General features: G+C 46.6%; 18 protein-coding genes. 6 read left to right on the plus strand and 12 right to left on the minus strand.

Features of this window, described 5'->3' with window-relative positions; translation table 11 throughout:
- Nucleotides 1-168 precede the first annotated feature (168 nt).
- Nucleotides 169-2280 carry a (Fe-S)-binding protein gene (locus tag ACNAZ4_RS07925; protein ID WP_415813682.1) on the minus strand — a complete coding sequence of 704 codons (2112 nt, stop codon included), beginning with the start codon at nucleotides 2278-2280 and terminating at the stop codon, nucleotides 169-171.
- A gap of 239 nt (nucleotides 2281-2519) precedes the next feature.
- On the opposite strand from ACNAZ4_RS07925, the gene cls reads away from it, so the two are divergent.
- Nucleotides 2520-3719 carry a cardiolipin synthase gene (cls, locus tag ACNAZ4_RS07930; protein WP_415813683.1) on the plus strand — a complete coding sequence of 400 codons (1200 nt, stop codon included), beginning with the start codon at nucleotides 2520-2522 and terminating at the stop codon, nucleotides 3717-3719.
- A 94-nt stretch (nucleotides 3720-3813) separates the two neighbouring features.
- Nucleotides 3814-4773, plus strand: a complete 960-nt coding sequence (gene uvsE, locus ACNAZ4_RS07935; RefSeq protein ID WP_415813684.1) for a UV DNA damage repair endonuclease UvsE — start codon at nucleotides 3814-3816, stop codon at nucleotides 4771-4773.
- 232 nt (nucleotides 4774-5005) lie between these two features.
- On the opposite strand, the gene argS is transcribed toward uvsE, so the two are convergent.
- A complete protein-coding gene (argS, locus tag ACNAZ4_RS07940) occupies nucleotides 5006-6676 on the minus strand; it encodes an arginine--tRNA ligase (RefSeq protein ID WP_415813685.1) in 1671 nt (556 codons plus the stop codon).
- The gene (locus ACNAZ4_RS07945; protein WP_415813832.1) at nucleotides 6673-7110 is read right to left on the minus strand and encodes a YwiB family protein; all 438 of its coding nucleotides are present in this window, start codon (nucleotides 7108-7110) and stop codon (nucleotides 6673-6675) included. Before ACNAZ4_RS07945 ends, argS begins: the two co-directional genes overlap by 4 nt.
- A gap of 174 nt (nucleotides 7111-7284) precedes the next feature.
- On the opposite strand from ACNAZ4_RS07945, the gene ACNAZ4_RS07950 reads away from it, so the two are divergent.
- Together ACNAZ4_RS07950 and ACNAZ4_RS07955 are read left to right on the plus strand one after the other, a co-directional pair.
- Nucleotides 7285-7437: a DUF1540 domain-containing protein gene (locus tag ACNAZ4_RS07950; RefSeq protein ID WP_415813686.1), complete on the plus strand. Its 153-nt coding sequence runs from the start codon at nucleotides 7285-7287 to the stop codon at nucleotides 7435-7437.
- A 55-nt stretch (nucleotides 7438-7492) separates the two neighbouring features.
- The gene (locus tag ACNAZ4_RS07955) at nucleotides 7493-7834 is read left to right on the plus strand and encodes a hypothetical protein (RefSeq protein WP_415813687.1); all 342 of its coding nucleotides are present in this window, start codon (nucleotides 7493-7495) and stop codon (nucleotides 7832-7834) included.
- Here ACNAZ4_RS07955 and ACNAZ4_RS07960 read toward each other — a convergent pair.
- The 4 genes from ACNAZ4_RS07960 to ACNAZ4_RS07975 all read right to left on the minus strand — a co-directional run bounded on the left by ACNAZ4_RS07960 (nucleotide 7823) and on the right by ACNAZ4_RS07975 (nucleotide 11362).
- A complete protein-coding gene (locus ACNAZ4_RS07960; RefSeq protein WP_415813688.1) occupies nucleotides 7823-9142 on the minus strand; it encodes a short-chain fatty acid transporter in 1320 nt (439 codons plus the stop codon). The genes ACNAZ4_RS07955 and ACNAZ4_RS07960 overlap by 12 nt on opposite strands.
- A gap of 154 nt (nucleotides 9143-9296) precedes the next feature.
- Nucleotides 9297-10169 carry an agmatinase gene (speB, locus tag ACNAZ4_RS07965; RefSeq protein ID WP_415813689.1) on the minus strand — a complete coding sequence of 291 codons (873 nt, stop codon included), beginning with the start codon at nucleotides 10167-10169 and terminating at the stop codon, nucleotides 9297-9299.
- A gap of 79 nt (nucleotides 10170-10248) precedes the next feature.
- A complete protein-coding gene (speE, locus tag ACNAZ4_RS07970; RefSeq protein WP_415813690.1) occupies nucleotides 10249-11076 on the minus strand; it encodes a spermidine synthase in 828 nt (275 codons plus the stop codon).
- A 121-nt stretch (nucleotides 11077-11197) separates the two neighbouring features.
- A complete protein-coding gene (locus ACNAZ4_RS07975) occupies nucleotides 11198-11362 on the minus strand; it encodes a hypothetical protein (RefSeq protein WP_415813691.1) in 165 nt (54 codons plus the stop codon).
- A gap of 208 nt (nucleotides 11363-11570) precedes the next feature.
- Here ACNAZ4_RS07975 and ACNAZ4_RS07980 point away from each other — a divergent pair, with 208 nt between their 5' ends.
- A complete protein-coding gene (locus tag ACNAZ4_RS07980; RefSeq protein WP_415813692.1) occupies nucleotides 11571-13634 on the plus strand; it encodes a transglycosylase domain-containing protein in 2064 nt (687 codons plus the stop codon).
- 182 nt (nucleotides 13635-13816) lie between these two features.
- On the opposite strand, the gene ACNAZ4_RS07985 is transcribed toward ACNAZ4_RS07980, so the two are convergent.
- Together ACNAZ4_RS07985 and ACNAZ4_RS07990 are read right to left on the minus strand one after the other, a co-directional pair.
- On the minus strand, nucleotides 13817-14329 hold the full coding sequence (locus ACNAZ4_RS07985; protein WP_415813693.1) for a YwhD family protein: 513 nt from the start codon (nucleotides 14327-14329) through the stop codon (nucleotides 13817-13819).
- A 12-nt stretch (nucleotides 14330-14341) separates the two neighbouring features.
- Complete coding sequence (locus tag ACNAZ4_RS07990; protein ID WP_415813833.1) at nucleotides 14342-14929, minus strand: site-2 protease family protein; 588 nt, start codon at nucleotides 14927-14929, stop codon at nucleotides 14342-14344.
- Between the two features lie 203 nt (nucleotides 14930-15132).
- On the opposite strand from ACNAZ4_RS07990, the gene ACNAZ4_RS07995 reads away from it, so the two are divergent.
- Nucleotides 15133-15318, plus strand: a complete 186-nt coding sequence (locus ACNAZ4_RS07995) for a 2-hydroxymuconate tautomerase (protein ID WP_415813694.1) — start codon at nucleotides 15133-15135, stop codon at nucleotides 15316-15318.
- Nucleotides 15319-15606: 288 nt separating this feature from the next.
- Here the strand turns inward: ACNAZ4_RS07995 and ACNAZ4_RS08000 are convergent, their stop codons facing one another.
- From ACNAZ4_RS08000 to ACNAZ4_RS08010, 3 genes are all read right to left on the minus strand, one after another.
- A complete protein-coding gene (locus tag ACNAZ4_RS08000) occupies nucleotides 15607-16119 on the minus strand; it encodes a YwgA family protein (protein WP_415813696.1) in 513 nt (170 codons plus the stop codon).
- 18 nt (nucleotides 16120-16137) lie between these two features.
- Entirely contained in the window at nucleotides 16138-17454 is a 1317-nt protein-coding gene (locus ACNAZ4_RS08005) for an HD domain-containing protein (protein ID WP_415813697.1), read from the minus strand.
- 232 nt (nucleotides 17455-17686) lie between these two features.
- Complete coding sequence (locus tag ACNAZ4_RS08010; RefSeq protein WP_079506214.1) at nucleotides 17687-17908, minus strand: YuzB family protein; 222 nt, start codon at nucleotides 17906-17908, stop codon at nucleotides 17687-17689.
- Nucleotides 17909-18208: the final 300 nt, after the last annotated feature.

The following is an 18208-nucleotide window of genomic DNA, read 5'->3' on the forward strand; positions in this document are numbered from 1 at the left end:
TTGCTATTGCCTACAAAATAGGATTGAATTACATGAGATTAGTCACACAATTAACACTTATTATGAGAAAAGAGCTTGCAAACTTAGTACCGACATACCAAATGACTATGATTACGTTAAAATCGGCTTTAGGATTTTAACAACAATCTTTACGAAAACAGCCTTTAATTAAGAAACTAATGGTTTAATCTCACCGAAAACGGACTTTTCTAGCAGTTCGGCAACATCAAGTGTCTCGACGCTATCTTCAACTTCCTTCGCCTTTGTGCCATCGGAGAGCATTGTCAGGCAGTATGGGCATCCGGAGCTGATAACGGACGGGTTCACAGCAAGAGCCTGTTCAGTACGGGAAACGTTGATTCTGTGGCCCGTTTCTTCCTCCATCCACATCAAGCCGCCGCCAGCACCGCAGCACATTGCTGTATCGCGGTTGCGTTCCATTTCCTTGAGGTCCACGCCCGGGATCGCTTTGAGGATATCACGCGGTGCGTCATATACCTCGTTATAGCGGCCAAGGTAGCAGGAATCATGGAAGGTAATCGTTTCGTTCACTGCATGCTTCGGAGTGAGTCTTCCTTCCTTGACTAATTGAGCGAGAAGTTCAGTGTGGTGATATACCTCTGCTTCAAGGCCAAAGTCTGGATACTCATTCTTAAAGATATTGTATGCGTGAGGATCGATTGTCACGATTTTCTTCACTTCATTTTTTTCGAATTCTTCGATATTTTTTGTTGCCAGCTCCTGGAACAGGAACTCATTGCCAAGGCGGCGAGGAGTATCCCCAGAGTTCTTTTCCTTGTTTCCAAGAATCGCGAACTTAACGCCTGCTTCGTTCATTAGCTTGGCGAATGACAGAGCGATCTTTTGGCTGCGGTTGTCAAATGCACCCATTGCGCCGACCCAGAATAAGTATTCGAATTCTTCATCAGCTTTTTTAAGCTCTTTAACCGTAGGAACGACAACATCGTCGCGAAGCTCGCGCCAGTTTTCTTTTTCCTTGCGGTTCAATCCCCAAGGGTTTCCCTGGCGTTCGATATTTGTCATCGCGCGCTGTGCATCAGCATCCATCTTGCCTTCTGTCAAAACCAGGTAACGGCGAAGGTCGATGATTTTATCAACGTGTTCGTTCATGACCGGACATTGGTCTTCACAGTTACGGCAAGTCGTACATGCCCAGATTTCCTCTTCTGTGATGACATCGCCGATCATGCTTGGGCTGTACGCCATAGCTGCAGCAGATTCATTGACTCCCTGGCCGGCTGCTGCCAAAGCGATCTGGTTGCCCTTTGTGTTTGAGAAAGCAAATGTCGGAACCCAAGGCTGCTTGGAGGTGACTGCTGCGCCGTGAAGTGTCAGATGGTCCCGAAGCTTGACAATCAAGTCCATCGGTGACAGCATCTTCCCTGTGCCTGTTGCCGGACACATATTCGTACAGCGGCCGCATTCCACACAAGCATAAAAGTCGATCATTTGTTCATAATTGAAATCGGTGATTTTCCCGGCACCGAATGTTTCCTGTGTTTCATCCTCAAAATCGATCTTTGTGATTTTTCCCGGTGAGTCAACCCTTGTCAAATAGACATTGGCTGGTCCTGCGATCAAGTGGGCGTGCTTTGATTGCGGCACGTACACAAGGAATGCAAGCAAGAACAATAGGTGAATCCACCAGGCGATATAGAATACCGTAATGGCTGCTGCCTCAGGAATTCCGCTGAATGCTGCGGCAATAAGCGAAGCGACAGGCTCTGTCCATGTTCCTTCATGCCCATGCCAGATCATGCCCATTCCGTTTCCGAGCAGCACTGAAAGCATCAGGCCGCCGATGAACAGCAATACCAGTCCGTTTTTGAACCCGCGCTTAAGTCGGACAAGCTTTTCTACATAACGACGGTAAAAAGCCCATACAACCGCCACAAGGATTGTCAGAGTAACAAGTTCCTGGAAGAATGTGAAGCCCGGGTACAACGGCCCCAGCGGCAAATGCGAGCCAGGCTTGATGCCCTTCCAGATAAAATCGATTGCCCCGAACTGGACAAGAAGGAATCCATAGAAAAACATTACGTGAATCGCACCGCTCTTCTTGTCCTTCAACAGCCTTTTCTGGCCGAATACATGGACAAGGATTCTTCTCCAGCGGTCTTTGATATCATCATCAAACTCTGATTTCTTGCCGAGCTTGATGTATTCGATTCTTGTTTTTACCACGTAAACGAACAAACTGATCGCGTAAGCGGTTACAAGCAAGAACGCAATAAAGTTGATCCAAAGCAAACCGTTCATAAAATCATTTACCCCTTTCGATGCTGAATTTTGGAAGAAAATTTTTAACCAAACCAATTTTCTGAATTTACCTTTAACTCCATTATATAATGAATGAGCATTCAGTCAACTCATTTCCATTCATTTCTGAAAATTGTTTACACTCTCTCTTTTATAGGAACTTAACATATATAAAGCGTTTTCGGCAAAAATAATATGAAATGTACACCCTATTTTTTTTACAAGGGAGCCGAAACGTTATGGGAATTGCATCAATGATATTTTGGATAATAGCCGGGATTGCCCTGTGGGTCGCCACCGACTTCCTTCTTGGCAGGAAACAGCATCTTGCAAACGCAAAAAAGTATGCATTTCCAGACAGATACAGCGACCTCGAGATCTTTGCGAAGGGACCAGAGCTGTTTGAGGATTTATTTTCTGAAATAACAAACGCAAGGCAGCACATCCATATTTTATTTTATATCGTCAAAGATGATAAACTCAGCCACGAGTTCGTCTCTTTATTGAAGGAGAAAGCACGGGAGGGTGTCGAGGTCAGGCTCCTGGTGGATTGGATTGGCAGCAACTTGAAACGGAAAACCATCCAGTCTCTGAAAGCAGCCGGAGTGGAGTTCGCCTACACCCATATTCCGAAGCCTCCCTTCCTGTTCTACTCGTCCCAGGTCCGCAACCATCGCAAGATTACGGTTATTGATGGACATGTCGGATACCTTGGCGGCTTTAATATTGGTGATGAGTATAATGACCATGATCCAAAGCTTTCGCCGTGGCGGGATTATCATTTGAAAATAACCGGCGAAGGGACACTTGATCTGCAAAAGGAGTTTTTACGTGACTGGCATTGTGCAAGCAAGGTAAATCTCCTGCAGAACAAGGCCTATTTCCCACCTTTGCCGAAAGGGACGATCCGCCAGCAGTTCGTCCCAACCGAAGGCGATTCACTGGAAAGTTTAATTGTTACTCTAATCAGCGAGTCAAGGGAATCCATCATCATCGGCACGCCATATTTCATTCCAAGCAAAAAGGTGTTTGACCAATTGAACGCTGCGATCGCCCGGGGAGTTTCCGTTACGGTCCTTGTCCCATATAAGTCCGACCATATTCTCGTAAAAGAAGCATCGTACAGGTATTTACGGTCCCTCCTCAAGGATGGTGCCGAAGTATATCAATATTCGAAGGGATTTTACCACGCGAAGGTCATGATGATTGATGACAATATTTGTGATATCGGTACAGCCAATTTCGATAAACGAAGCATGTTTTTGAATTACGAATTGAATTGTTTAGTATATGACCCTTTTTTTATTAAGAAAGTGAAGCATATTTTGACGGAGGACATGTTAGATTCCCATAAAGCATCACTTGCTGACTTCAGGGCCGGAAATCTGTTCCTGTCATTCAAAGAAACCGCCGCAAGGACGATTTCGTTTTTCCTATAGGCTTTTTTCGCATTTTCGAAAAGCAGCGAAAAAAAGCCTTCCTATAACATACCGGAGTTAGTGTTCGACCTCCTCCGGAAAAGGAGGTTCTATTATGATCATTCGGCTAGGATATGTATCCACCGCCATCAGCCTGTGGGATGCATCTCCCTCCAAGGCACTTACGTTTGCCCGATACGGACAGCTTCCTGAAGCTGAACGATATGAAAAACTGCTTTCCGTTACCTATCAAAATCTCTTGAACACTGAAAGAATGATCCATTACAATATCGCCCATGATATCCCTTTATACCGATTTTCGAGCTCAATCGCTCCGCTTGCGACTCACCCGGAGGTCAAGTGGGATTATGTCACGCCATTCCGTGATAAGTGGCTCGAGATTGGGGCATTGGTGAAAAAGCATGGGCTGCGCACGAGCTTCCACCCAAACCAGTTTACGCTGTTCACATCCTCGCGGGAGGAAGTGACCGCAAACGCCATCATCGATATGGAATATCACCACGGTATGCTCGAAGCAATGGGACTGGAAAACAGCGCACTCATCAACATCCATATTGGCGGCGCCTATGGCAACAAGGAAGAGACGATTTTGCGTTTTCATGAAAACTTCGCAAAACTGCCTCCGCATATCAAGGCAATCACCACGCTTGAAAACGATGATAAAACCTATAATTCAGAAGAAACATTGAAAACCTGTATAAAAGAGGATGTGCCGTTCATGTTCGATTACCATCACCACATGGCAAACCTTTGCGAAGAGCCTCTGGAAAAATTGCTTCCAGCCGGATTTGCGACCTGGGAACGGATCGGGATGAAGCCGAAAATACACATTTCCTCGCCGAAATCGGAAAAAGCGTACCGGTCACATGCCGATTACGTCGATCATGAATTCATCCTTCCGCTGATCGATATTTTGCGGAGCTTCGGCCAAGACGTTGATTTCATGATTGAAGCAAAGGAAAAAGACAAAGCAGCGCTGAAGCTCGTCGAGGACCTGGCTAAAATCCGCGGAGTCAAGCGGATTGGCGGGGCTGTTTTGGAGTGGAAGACTTAAATATCATGCATTTTATTAGAATTTATATAGCACAAAAAGGATTTTTATGTGTGATAAACAATTTTATAGCGAAAATTTTGGTTTTATAGCGAAAAAATCATTTTTATAGCGACTTTTGCGTTTTTATAGCGACTTTCAATTTTATATAGCGAATTGGAAATTATGCTCGATTTTTTCCAAATAAAACAAGACCCAGCCATCTTTATTGTGCTGGGTCTTATCATTTTTTGTATTACATCTTCTCCGGAGCAGATACCCCGATCAACTCAAGTGCATTCTTCAAAGTGATCTGCGCTGACTTGATCAGTGACAGGCGGGCTACTGTTCTTTCCTTATTGTCCAGGTCCAGTACTTTTTCAGCATTGTAGAAGCTGTGGAAGACGGATGCCAGTTCGAAAATGTAGTTGGAGATTCGGTGCGGCATGCGCTTCTGGGCTGCTTCGGCAACGGCCAGCGGAAATTCTCCAAGCTTTTTCAGCAGGTCGGTTTCCTTTTCGGATTGGATATGCTTGAAGTCTGCTTCGATGTCAAAAATCAAGCCTTGCTCTGCTGCAGAACGCAGGATGCTGTTAATGCGGGCATGTGCATACTGTGCGTAGAATACTGGGTTTTCGTTGGACTGTGATACAGCTAAATCAAGGTCAAAGTCCATATGTGTGTCCGCGCTTCTCATCGCGAAGAAGTAACGAACTGCATCCAGGCCCACTTCGTCAATCAAATCACGCATTGTCACGGCTTTACCCGTACGCTTGCTCATCTTCATCTTTTCACCATTTTTGTACAAGTGGACGAGCTGGATGATTTCGACTTCAAGGGCATCACGGCCGTAGCCAAGTGCCTCTATCGCTGCCTTCATACGAGGGATATAACCGTGGTGGTCCGCGCCCCAGATGTTGATCAGCTTTTCAAAGCCGCGCTCAAGCTTGTCCTTATGGTAGGCAATGTCAGGCAGCAGGTAAGTATAAGATCCATCCTGCTTGATCAGCACACGATCCTTGTCATCTCCGAGCTCAGATGAACGGAACCATGTTGCGCCGTCCTCCTCATAGATATGGCCATTTTTACGCAATGCTTCAAGCGCCACGTCAATTTTGCCGTTTTGATATAGTGAAGTTTCTGAGTACCAAACATCGAACTTAACACGGAAGTTTTCAAGGTCCTGCTTCAGTTTTTCCATTTCGTATTTCAGGCCGTACTCGCGGAATGCATCGAAACGCTCCTGGTCCGGAACATTCACATATTTATCGCCGTACTCTTCAGCGAGGGTCTTCCCGATCCCGATGATATCAGCACCATGGTAACCATCCTCAGGCATAGGTTTGTCCATGCCAAGCGCCTGGAAATATCGAGCCTCAACAGAGAGCGCCAGGTTATTGATCTGGTTGCCGGCATCATTGATATAGTATTCACGGGAAACATCGTAACCCGCTTTAGCAAGCACATTGCACAATGAATCGCCGACAGCCGCACCGCGTGCATGTCCAAGGTGAAGGTCGCCAGTCGGGTTGGCAGAAACGAACTCAACCTGGATCTTCTGTCCGTTGCCTACGTTCGACTCCCCGTAGTGATCGCCTTCTTCAAGAATTGCCGGAATCAAATCCGTCAGATAACTATTGTCCATGTAAAAATTGATAAAGCCCGGTCCGGCAATCTCAATTTTCTCGATGGATGCCTTGCTTTTATCAAAGTTCTCGATCAGCTGTTCAGCAATCTGGCGCGGAGCTTTCTTCGCCACGCGGGCAAGCTGCATCGCCATATTTGTGGAGTAGTCACCATGCGTTTTTTCCTTTGGCGTTTCAAGGATCACAGCCGGAATCTGCGCTTCTTCAGCAAGATTGGCCTTGATGATCGCCTGCTTGATTTCTTCCTTCAGCTTCAATTGAACCTGTTCAACTATATTCATTTGCCTTCCTCCTTATAATTGATCGTCATATGGTATGTACCTGCATTCGCGCCCTGGATCGCCATTTCATACAGCAAGTCCACATGGCCCTCCTGCTTTTCCTCGTTAAAATCCAGGTCAAGGCGCTTCGTCAGCGCAGAAGTCTCAAGCAGCCCGTATGGCGTCTTGTAATTTCCCGGAGTTTTTTTATTCAGCAGAAAATGAAGCCTCATCTTAATTGCGCCGCTGCGCAGGATCAGCACTTCATTCCCTGACATTTTCACCGTCGTATGAACATCCCCTTCCTCCATCACTTCATCATACTGGAGGTACGAGCTGTTCGCTTTTTTATAGTATCGGCCAAAAGTGGTCAATTCAAAAGTATCCTTCTCACTGCCACTATAAATCGCCGTTTTCACCGTCACCTTTACAGGAGTCTGTTCAGCGGGTCCCATCGACACCGATAACACATCCTTTTCTAACTCTATTATAACTTTATAAGTATAAATATTCTCCTTTGAAAGTGCAAGGTTATCGGAGATTTGAATGATAGGTGGAATACCCTGACAGGATTAACTTTTGTCAAAAGCGGGTATTAATTATCAAAACCTTTTAAGGAGGTGGCCTTCATGAAAATTGAAGTTAAATGCGAAGTAGAAAACTGTAAATACTGGGCTGAGGGTGACAAATGTGTTGCCGATTCAATCCTAGTAGTCGCGAATTCCGGAAAACAGGCATCAAATGAAAGAGAAACTATTTGTGATACATTTGAAAAGATGTAAGAACAAAAAGCGCAAGCGCCTTGTTCAGCCCCGACAAGCGCTGGAGGGCCTGACAGTGAAGTCGTTCTTTGACTTCATTGGCAGGACCGAAATCGAAAAGTATAGCCGACTGCCCAGAAACGCAGAAACTGGAGACTCCGACAAAGAAGCGCTTTTTGCTTCTGCGGGCGGAGTTGAAGTTTCGGAGTTTCTAGGAGGCGACACTAGACAAGCGTCTCGAGGGGCTAGGCGCTGGAGCTGGATTATGACACCCATATGGAGTAATCTACACAAAAATACTTTTATAATTTCCTTTACAATGCGAAAAACCGGCTGGCTAATGCCTGCCGGTTTTGTCATGTCTAGGGAATTCCGCGAACTGAAAGACTGTTACCAGGACCTATATTTAGAAAAATAGCAATCCAGCTGAAATGACAACCCCTGAAACCACCAGCATCAGGACGCAGTATCCCATGATATCTTTTGCTTTCAGACCAGCAATCGCCAGAGCTGGCAGTGCCCAGAACGGCTGGATCAGGTTGGTCCAAGCGTCGCCCCAGGCAACAGCCATCGCCGTTTTCGGAATCGAAACACCAAGTGTCTGGGCTGCATCAAGCATGACTGGAGCCTGGACCGCCCACTGTCCTCCACCCGATGGCACAAAGAAGTTGACGAGACCTGCGCTCAGGAAGGTGAAGAACGGGAAGGTGAATTCATTCGAGATCGATACGAAGCCTTCCGACATGACCGCTGCCAGGCCTGATGCTGTCATCATTCCCATGATTCCCGCGTAAAAAGGGAACTGGATGATGATTCCGCTCGCTCCCTTTACCGCATTCACGACCGCATCAAGGAATCGCTTTGGCGTGCCATGGAATAGGATTCCAAGGAACAGGAACAGGAAGTTGACGATATCGAGATTCAGTTTGAATCCGTTTGTCGCAAAATAGTAAAACAGGAAAACAAGGCCCATTATCCCGATCAATAACGAAATGATCCTGCTGTTTTCCAGCTTTTCTGCAGGAGTCATCGCTCCCTGCTCAATCGCTGCTGCCTGGACATCCGCTTCCAGCATTACAGGATCGACCGCCACCGTTTGATCCTTCGACGGCATCATCAGGCGGTTAATTACCGGCAAGACGATAAGCAAGATTAAGATAATTAAAAGATTGAAGCCGGCAAAAATCGTCTGGTCAGTCGGGATGATGCCAATCAGGTCCTGGGAGAAATGGCCTTCCGTCGCAATCGTCAGGGGAATCGAACCCGAGATGCCGCCATGCCAGACGATAAATCCTCCGTAAGCGCTTGCAATTAACAGTCGGTAGTCGACATTTTGCACCTTTTTCGCCAGTTCTTTCGCGAACAAAGCGCCAATGACAAGACCGAAGCCCCAGTTGATCAAGCTTGCGATCATCGAAACGACCGTGACGATCACAATCGCCTGCCCCGGCGATTTCGCCAGCGATGCCAGCGCACCCAGTCCCTTTTTAAAGATGTTACTGCTCGCCAGGACATGCCCTGTCACCAGCACGAGCACCATCTGCATCGAGAATGTCAGCAAGCTCCAGAAGCCGCCGCCCCAATGCTGGGCCATCTGATAAGGACCACTATCGGTAAAAATCAGGCCCAATCCAAACACAACAAAAGTTAAGATAATGACAAATAGAAACGGATCAGGCAAATACCGCTGCATCAAGCGGTTGAAAAAAGAAACCAACATTTTCATCCTTATTACCTCCTTTTTAGTAGTTACGTTCATAATTAGTATATTTTCTATATGTTTCAGAATATTCCTTCTTTAATATCAACTATTAGGAGCTGGTTTTTAAAAAAGGCCATAAAAAATGCTCCCTCAATCAAGGGAGCATTGCTTAATTTTCTTATTTTACAAATCCAAGCAGCATTTCACGGATGATTTTGCTTGCTGTGTTTGCGGTCATTTCGGATGTATCGTAGATTGGCGCTACTTCTACAAGGTCGGCTCCTACTACATTTGCTTCGGAGTTTGCGATGGCATGGATGGATGCCAGCAATTCCTTTGAAGTGATTCCGCCTGCGTCGACTGTTCCTGTTCCAGGCGCGTGGGCAGGATCAAGTACATCGATGTCGATCGTCACATAAACCGGACGGCCGGCAAGCTTCGGCAATACTTCCTTCAGCGGCTCAAGCACCTCAAATTTAGAAATATGCATACCGACTTCCTTGGCCCATTCGAATTCTTCCTTCATGCCTGAACGGATTCCGAATGAATAGACATTCTTAGGTCCGATATGGTCGGCAATCTTGCGGATCGGCGTTGAGTGCGACAATGGCTCACCCTCATAGTGTTCGCGAAGGTCCGTATGTGCATCGAAGTGGATGATGGCAAGGTCTTTGTACTTTTTCGCAAATGCCTTCATGACCGGCCATGATACGAGGTGTTCGCCACCCATTCCAAGCGGGAATTTTTCCTCGGCCAAAAGCTTGTCGACGTACTCCTCAATCAAATCAAGGCTCTTCTGGGCGTTCCCGAATGGCAGCGGGATATCCCCTGCATCGAAGTAATTGAGGTCCGCCATCTCGCGGTCAAGATACGGGCTGTATTCTTCAAGGCCGATCGATACCTCGCGGATGCGGGTCGGGCCGAAACGTGAACCCGGACGGTAGCTGACAGTCCAGTCCATTGGCATGCCGTAAAGGACGGCCTTGCTTTCTCCAAAGTTAGAATGGCTGCCGATAAACACATTGCCAGAATAGGCTTCATCAAAACGCATTACAAGCACCTCTTTCAATAAAATTTTTCACAATAAAACGGCCCCCGGATTTGCCGGGAAGCCATAGTGCATATCTTAATTATTTCACAAGGTCGCCAACGAATTTAGGCAAAACGAAAGCTGCTTTATGAAGTTCTTTTGTGTAGTACTTTGTTTCAATTTCGTGGAAGCGGTCCTCGCTGACTTCAAGTGGATCATACTTCTTCGATCCAAGTGTGAACGCCCACATTCCGCTTGGGTATGTCGGGATGTTCGCGACATAAAGGCGGGTGATCGGGAAGATTTCCTTAACATCCTTCTGCACGTTGCGGATCAGGTCAGCCTTGAACCATGGGTTGTCAGACTGAGCAACAAAGATTCCGTCTTCCTTCAAAGCCTTTGAAATTCCAGCGTAGAAGCCTTTTGTGAACAGGTTCACTGCAGGGCCAACTGGCTCAGTAGAGTCAACCATGATGACATCATACTGGTTGTCGCTTTCAGCGATATGCATGAAGCCGTCGCCAACCTGGACGTCAACGCGCGGATCATCAAGCTTGCCTGCGATTTCCGGAAGGTATTTCTTTGAGTACTCGATGACTTTTCCATCGATATCAACAAGCGTCGCCTTTTTCACGCTAGGGTGCTTAAGCACTTCGCGGATGACACCGCCGTCCCCGCCTCCGACAACTAATACATGCTCAGGGTTCGGGTGCGTGAACAATGGAATATGCGCAACCATCTCGTGGTAAACGAACTCATCTTTTACAGAAGTCATGACCATGTCGTCTAGAAGAAGCATATTGCCCCACTCTTCTGTTTCAACCATGTCAAGCTTCTGGAATTCAGTCTGTTCTGTATGTAACGTCTTGTTCACTTTCATCGTGATACCAAAGTTTTCTGTCTGCTTTTCTGTAAACCAAAGACCCATTTTTTCTTCCTTCCTTTCGGCAAAAAAATTTTCCGTCATGCTGCGGCGAATTTTTCATGTATTGGACTCCTGAATGTCTTGTCCAAAAGATTATATATGTCCAGCTGCGGCTCCTAACTCCTCAAGACGCTTGTCCAGTTTCGCCTCCTAGAAACTCCGAAACTTCAACTCCGCCGGCAGAAGCAAAAATCGCTTCTTTGTCGGAGTCTCCAGTTTCTGCGTTTCTGAACAGTCGGCTATACATTTCGGTTTCGGTCCTGCCAATGAAATCAAAAAACGACTTCAATGTCAGGCCCTCCAGCGCTTGTCGGAGTTGAACAGTCGCCTCCGCATTTCTTTTTTATACTTCCCCAACATCACGAATACAAACATCAGAAAAAGTATAGTTGAATCTAGCAAAAATGCAAGCAAAATTTAATTATCTTTTATTCTATGTTTAAAAGAGGCCGTTTTTTTTCATACTGATACTATCTATCTTTTTAGGGGGAAGCAGTATGGAGCTGATGACCGACCAGCGGTTTCGCAAAACAATCAAATATTTGCGTGCTTTGATCTTTTTCGGGCTAGCGGGCCTGGCATTGGCGACGATCGTCTATTTTTCGCTGATCGGCTACGCAAAGCTTCAGGGGCCGCCCCCGCTTGCCGTGCCGCAATCAAGCTTGTTCTTTTCTAATGATGGGACGGTGATCGGCGAAAGCCATTCCGGACAGAAGCGCTATTGGGTGGCACTCAAGGATATTTCGCCCCATTTGATCAATGCGACGATTTCCATTGAGGATAGGACCTTTTTTACCCATAACGGGTTTGATTATAAGCGGATTGCCGGTGCCGCGCTTGCGGATGTGAAGGCAATGTCCAAAGTGCAGGGTGCGAGCACGATCACCCAGCAGTACGCCCGGAATCTTTTCCTCGAGCATGATAAGACGTGGTCACGGAAAGCGACCGAGGCACTCTACACGTTGAGGCTTGAGATGAATTACTCCAAGGATGAGATCCTTGAAGGCTACCTGAATACGATTTATTACGGCCACGGAGCATATGGCGTCCAGGCAGCGAGCATTTATTATTTTGGCAAGGATGCAAAGAATCTATCCCTGGCGGAAGCTTCCATGCTTGCAGGGATACCGAAAGGCCCCAGCATCTATTCGCCTTTTTCTTCAATGGAAAAAGCAAAGCAGCGCCAGCAGACGATTCTCAACACAATGAAGGCGAATGGTTATATCACCGAGCTTGCCATGCAAAAAGCCAGCATTGAAAAGCTGGACCTTGTCGGTGAGCACCAGCATAACAGGATTGGCACGGCTCCTTACTTTCAGGACGCTGTCCAAAATGCGCTCAGGAACTCTTTGAATTTTGATGACCGGACGATTTCGCTCGGCGGTCTGAGGATTTATACAACCCTGGACCTTGAACAGCAGGAAGTGGCCGAAGAGTCGATCAGCAAAATGATCGCGGACGATTCGGAGATCCAGGCAGGCATGGTGGCAATGGATCCGAAAAATGGGTATGTGAATGCGCTCGTCGGCGGCAGGGATTATGAGGAGAGCCCGTTTAACCGGGCTGTGCAGGCTGTCAGGCAGCCAGGGTCGACGATGAAGCCGATCCTGTACTACGCTGCTCTCGAAAATGGTTTCACGCCGTCGACAACAATGAAAAGCCAGCTGACAACCTTCCTGTTCGATGACGGGCGGTCGAAGTATACGCCGCATAATTTCAATAACAAATACGCTGAAGATGATATCACGATGGCCCAGGCTCTGGCATTGTCGGATAACGTCTACGCCGTTAAGACGCATCTGTTCCTTGGAGAGGATACACTGATCGAGACAGCGAAGCGCTTTGGAATCAAGACTGAGATGGAAAAGGTTCCTTCACTTGCACTGGGCACCTCGGGCGTCAGGGTCATCGAGATGGCCAATGCCTACAGTATTTTAGCCAATGGCGGTAAAAAAGTTGAACCAGTCCTGATCACAAAAGTCGAAAACCATAAAGGCGAGGTCATCTATGAATATGAGAGTGAAAAGAAAGAAATATTGAAGCCCGAACTCGCGTCGGTGATGACCCATATGCTGACAGGCATCTTCGATAAAAAATTGAATGGCTATGCTTCCGTGACAGGAAGCACGCTGATCAAAAAGATGACGCGGCCATACGCGGCAAAATCAGGAACAACCGAAACAGACAGCTGGATGGTTGGCTATACCCCGCAACTCGTATCCGCCGTTTGGACTGGATATGACAAAGGGAAGCCGATTGAGCTGACCGTGGAAAAATCATATGCAAAAAATATCTGGATGGACTTCATGGAAAAAGCGCTCGACAATGAACCTGTGAAAAAATTCAAGGCCGCCAAGGGCACGGTCGCCGTCTATGTGGACCCCGCAAACGGAAACCTCGCCTCCGATAACTGTCCGGTGAAAAGGGAGACATTGTTCGCGGCAGGAACAGAGCCAACCGAATATTGCACAGACCACCTGGAACACGAAGAGCATAAAGAAGAAAAACCAGAGATGAAGAAGGGTAAGAAGCCATGGTACAAGCGGTGGTTCGGATTATAGAACCACAAACATCAAAAGAAAAACCCCGGAGCATCGCTTCGGGGTTTTTTCTCGTCCTAGCATAAAATGTGTTTTACGCTGTTATCAGTTTACTTTTTTTATTGAAATTGAGCAAGCCAGATATTGTCACTAGGCATTAAATGTCACAATTTAGACAAATTATTGGGATAGTTATCCAGTCCCTACTCAACTGATAAATCGGTCTTCAACTTCTCTTCAGAACGCTCCCACATGCCAGGGTCGTGGCTCTTCAGGAAGTCTGCAAGGATTTTCTTTGATTTCTCATCCATATGGTCGACGATGATATGGCGCTTGATCGACTTGTCGAGACGGTTCACATGCTCCGGAAGCGACTTGTAACCGCGGCGGATCTCACGGTTTACGGTCATTTCACAGGCCGTGACGCCCGCGTAATAAGGGCCCTCTTCCTTCCTGTCGATTGTAACCCAGACCACCCAGTATAGCTTGGCATCAGGCACTTCGTTGCGATCAGGGAGGAATTTAATGCCCTTCTCGACAGCACTGCGCGCGTGCATCGCACCGACCTCTACAGCTGCCTCGTCTGCATCCACGTCAATGATGACCGGTGATACATTATCAAGTGTGAGGACGCCTTTGCCAAAGCCCTTATGGCCGTCCATCGGGTCATTTTTTATAATATTGAACCCTATATTCTTTCCCTTTTTTTCTTCCATGAAAAATACCTCCTAGAAAAACAGATTGGATATTCCATTAGTCACAGCCGGAATCAAATAGCTGAAAATCGGCTGGATTGTATATCGGTCAAGGGGCGTGATCACCAGGATCAAGAAAATGATTGAACCGTATGCTTCGTATTGGGTCATTTTTGCCCGGATGTCCGCCGGTGCCAGATCCTCAATGATCCGGTAGCCATCAAGCGGCGGGAACGGCAACAGGTTGAAAACGAACAGCATCGTATTCAGCCCGATGAAAATATTAAGGAAATCCAGGAAAAATTGCGGAACTCCCTGGGCCAAACCAAGCGTGACAAATATGTACCAGATTGCGAATGCCAGGAAAACCAAAATTAGATTGCTGACAGGTCCGGCAACCGATACAAGCACACCGGCAAGCCGTGGATTCTTGAACATGAAACGATTGACCGGAACCGGCCTTGCCCAGCCGAAACCGGCGATAAAAATGAAGATGGTCCCCAGCGGGTCAAGATGCTTAATTGGATTCAGCGTCAACCGCCCCTGCCTCTGGGCCGTCGGGTCACCGAACTTATAAGCCACCCATGCGTGTGCAAATTCATGCACGGCAAACGCAACCATCAACGCCACAACGACATACGGAATTTCTTCCAATGAATAGTAGAAAAACACAACCCATTCCCCTTTATGTCTTTTCTATAAAGTATAACTTATCTTTATGCGAAAGGGAAAAAGTGAATCCTCCGTCAGACTTGCGAATTTAGGCGATTTATGAAAAACTCAATTTAGATTTACATATCTATCATTTTAAGGAGGCAAAACAAATGCCATACGTAACAGTAAAAATGATTGAAGGCCGCACAGAGGACCAAAAGAAAGCACTAGTTGAAAAGGTAACAGACGCAGTCAGCGAAACAACAGGCGCACCAAAAGAAAAAGTCGTCGTCTTCATCGAAGAAATGACAAAGAACCACTACGCCGTAGCAGGCAAGCGGTTGAGTGACGAGTAGGATCGGTGGAAGCTCAGAGGAATCTGGGCTTTTTTCTTTTTATGTGACTGGTTTTCCTGCTCTTTCCCTATTCCGGTCACATATTTCTCTTTTATGTGACCGGTTTCCCTGCTCCTTCCCTAGTCCGGGCACATATTTCCCGCACTTGTGACCGTGAACTGCGATTTCTCCTTTTCTCGGGCACATGTTTGTTCCTCTATATTGCCTAATCACTCCTTCTTCGACCCCACAAAAAAAACCGAGCACATCCCCCTAAAAGGTCCCATGCTCGATTCATTATGAATGGTATTAAGCCAATTGCTTTGATTTTGTTTTCAAACTCGCGATATAAGCATAAGCATCGTCCATTTCTTCGTCTGTGTATTTCTGGCTCTTTTTCACGGTCTGGATTTTCTCGCGGACTTCGGCTTCTGGCAAGTTATCAAAATATAAAACCGTTGAAACGAGTTCAAGAAATCTTGCATTCTGGTCGTTGATGTCGGTGAGGCAATCGCCGAGGCATGGCATCTCGGTGCTGTTTTCACCGAGGAATTCCTGGCCTGCTTCCGTCAAGTTGTAACGGTATTGATAGTAGCCGCCTTTCTTTTCCTTCACTTCGTCGAGGAAGCCCATATTGCAAAGCTCTTCCACCCTCAGGGTCAGCTCTTCGGAATACGGTCCGTAAAAGTGGAACTGGAATCGTTCCTGGAACGGGAATTCCAATTTTTTCGCGATATAGATCATTTTCTGAAGCTTTTTCCTGCCGATGACTTCTCCAGAAACTGAAATGGCTTGTATGATTTTAGCGTGGTCTTTTAACAAAATGAGTCAACTCCTGTATCAAATGGTCCCATTGTCTAAGTTCAGTTCAAGAATCTGTGCAATCTGCGCGATTTCAGGCCGTGCTTTTTCTTTTTCGAGGAAATCGGCAGGATAATAAAGTTTGTGGTCAGTCCTTCTTTTTCCGGAAATGGCGTCGACGATCTCTGACTCGCGCGACAGTTCGCGGATTTCGCCGTTTTTCTTCAGCAGGTGGATCGGCAGGCGCTCTTCCTCCTCGCCTGGGCGGTAGAAATCATATGGCAGGTCTGATGATGAGTCAACCACAAGGTAATATTCCGGATCGAGCCCCGCCTGCTCGAACAGCACAGAAAGTTTCGCCAGCTTCTTGTATTCCTTGGCAGGGTCGAACTCGACATATTTAAATAGATTGCGGTTATTGAAGCGGCGGCACAAATCGCTCAGGATTTGGTCCTCCTCTTCCTCCCATATCTGGAAATAATAGAGGAACACGGCTTCATCCAATTTTAAATAGTCTTGCAAAGTCATGCGGTCCTCAAAAATAGAGTAAAAATGATGCGGTTTATGTTTAAACGTGTAGTTTTGCTCATGAAGGTGTTTGGCACGGTGCAGGATCTTCGTCAGGATGACCTCGGCACTCCTTGTCACTGGGTGGAAATAAACCTGCCAGTACATCTGGTAGCGGCTCATTATGTAGTCCTCGACAGCATGCATCCCGCTTTGCTTGATGACGACCTGGTCCTCGCGCGGGCGCATGACGCGCAAAATCCGTTCCATATCAAAATGTCCGTAGCTGACTCCTGTAAAATAAGCATCCCGCTGCAGATAATCCATCCGGTCAGCATCGATCTGACTCGAAATCAGGCTGATGACAAGCTTGTTCTCATAGGTTTTTTCAATCACTTCCGCAACCTTCTTCGGAAAATCTGCTGCGACCCTTGAAAGCACCTGATTCACTTCGGTGTCGCCAAGGATGATTTCCCTTGTGAAATCCTCATGATCAAGGTCGAATACCTTCTCGAATGAATGCGAGAACGGGCCATGGCCAAGGTCATGGAGCAGGGCTGCGCATAATGATAACAGGCGCTCTCCTTCATCCCATTCAGGTCGGGAAGCGAACGCATTGTCAACGATCCGCCGGGTGATTTCATAGACTCCCAGTGAATGGTTGAAGCGGCTGTGTTCAGCTCCGTGGAAGGTCAGGTACGTTGTGCCGAGCTGCTTGACCCTTCTCAGGCGCTGGAATTCCTTCGTCCCGATCAAATCCCAGATGACCCGGTCACGGACATGGACATACCGGTGTACTGGATCTTTGAATACTTTTTCTTCAAGTAATTTTTCTTCCGAATATTCCATCGTTCTCCTTCTTCCTGATTAGCTTGTTTTTATTATAGCCTGTTTCATTCGTCAAATCATCTCGATCTTCTGCAAATTTTTACAAAAATTGCATACTGCTTTCTGAAAGCCTATTCCTTTCATTCCAATTTTCCGGGGTTTATAAACTAGTTTGCAAGTTTGCTTCCGGAAAAAAAATCACCTCTAAACGGTGGTTTAAAGGTGATTTATCTATTTTATATAAGGAAAAAGTTTATTTAAGCTTCTTCTGCACTTTTTCCATGAGCTCTTCTTCAGACAGTGCAGCGACTGGCCTGTTATTGACGAACGCGAATGTCTTCTTCCTGCCTGGTCCGCAATAGGACTGGCAGCCGATGTCGACAGTTGCTTCAGGATCAAGCTGCTTGAGCTTCGGAATCAATGTTTTAAGGTTTACGGCCTGACAATCGTCGCAAACACGGAATTCGTTTGCCATTTAGGACAACCCTTTCTTTAAAAACTGTCCAGCTGCGCCGCGCATTCCCAGTGCATCAGCAGGAATCTGGATTGCTTGTCCCATTCCTTATTTGCTCTATGGCTGAACAGGCGCTTGCGCTTTTCTTATAGACTAAAGCGTATTTTACCTCTTATTGGTCTTGAATGCAAGCTGTTGAACAGGTCCATTTGCTTATCTATCTAAATGGAAAACACGTATTTCCCGCAAAAAATCTACTATCCTCCAATTATACGATGTATAAGCTTTCCAATTTCAGGACAAGATTGAAATATAAGTTTC

It is taken from the genome of Mesobacillus thioparans (genome assembly GCF_965138835.1).
Lineage (GTDB): Bacteria > Bacillota > Bacilli > Bacillales > Cytobacillaceae > Mesobacillus > Mesobacillus thioparans.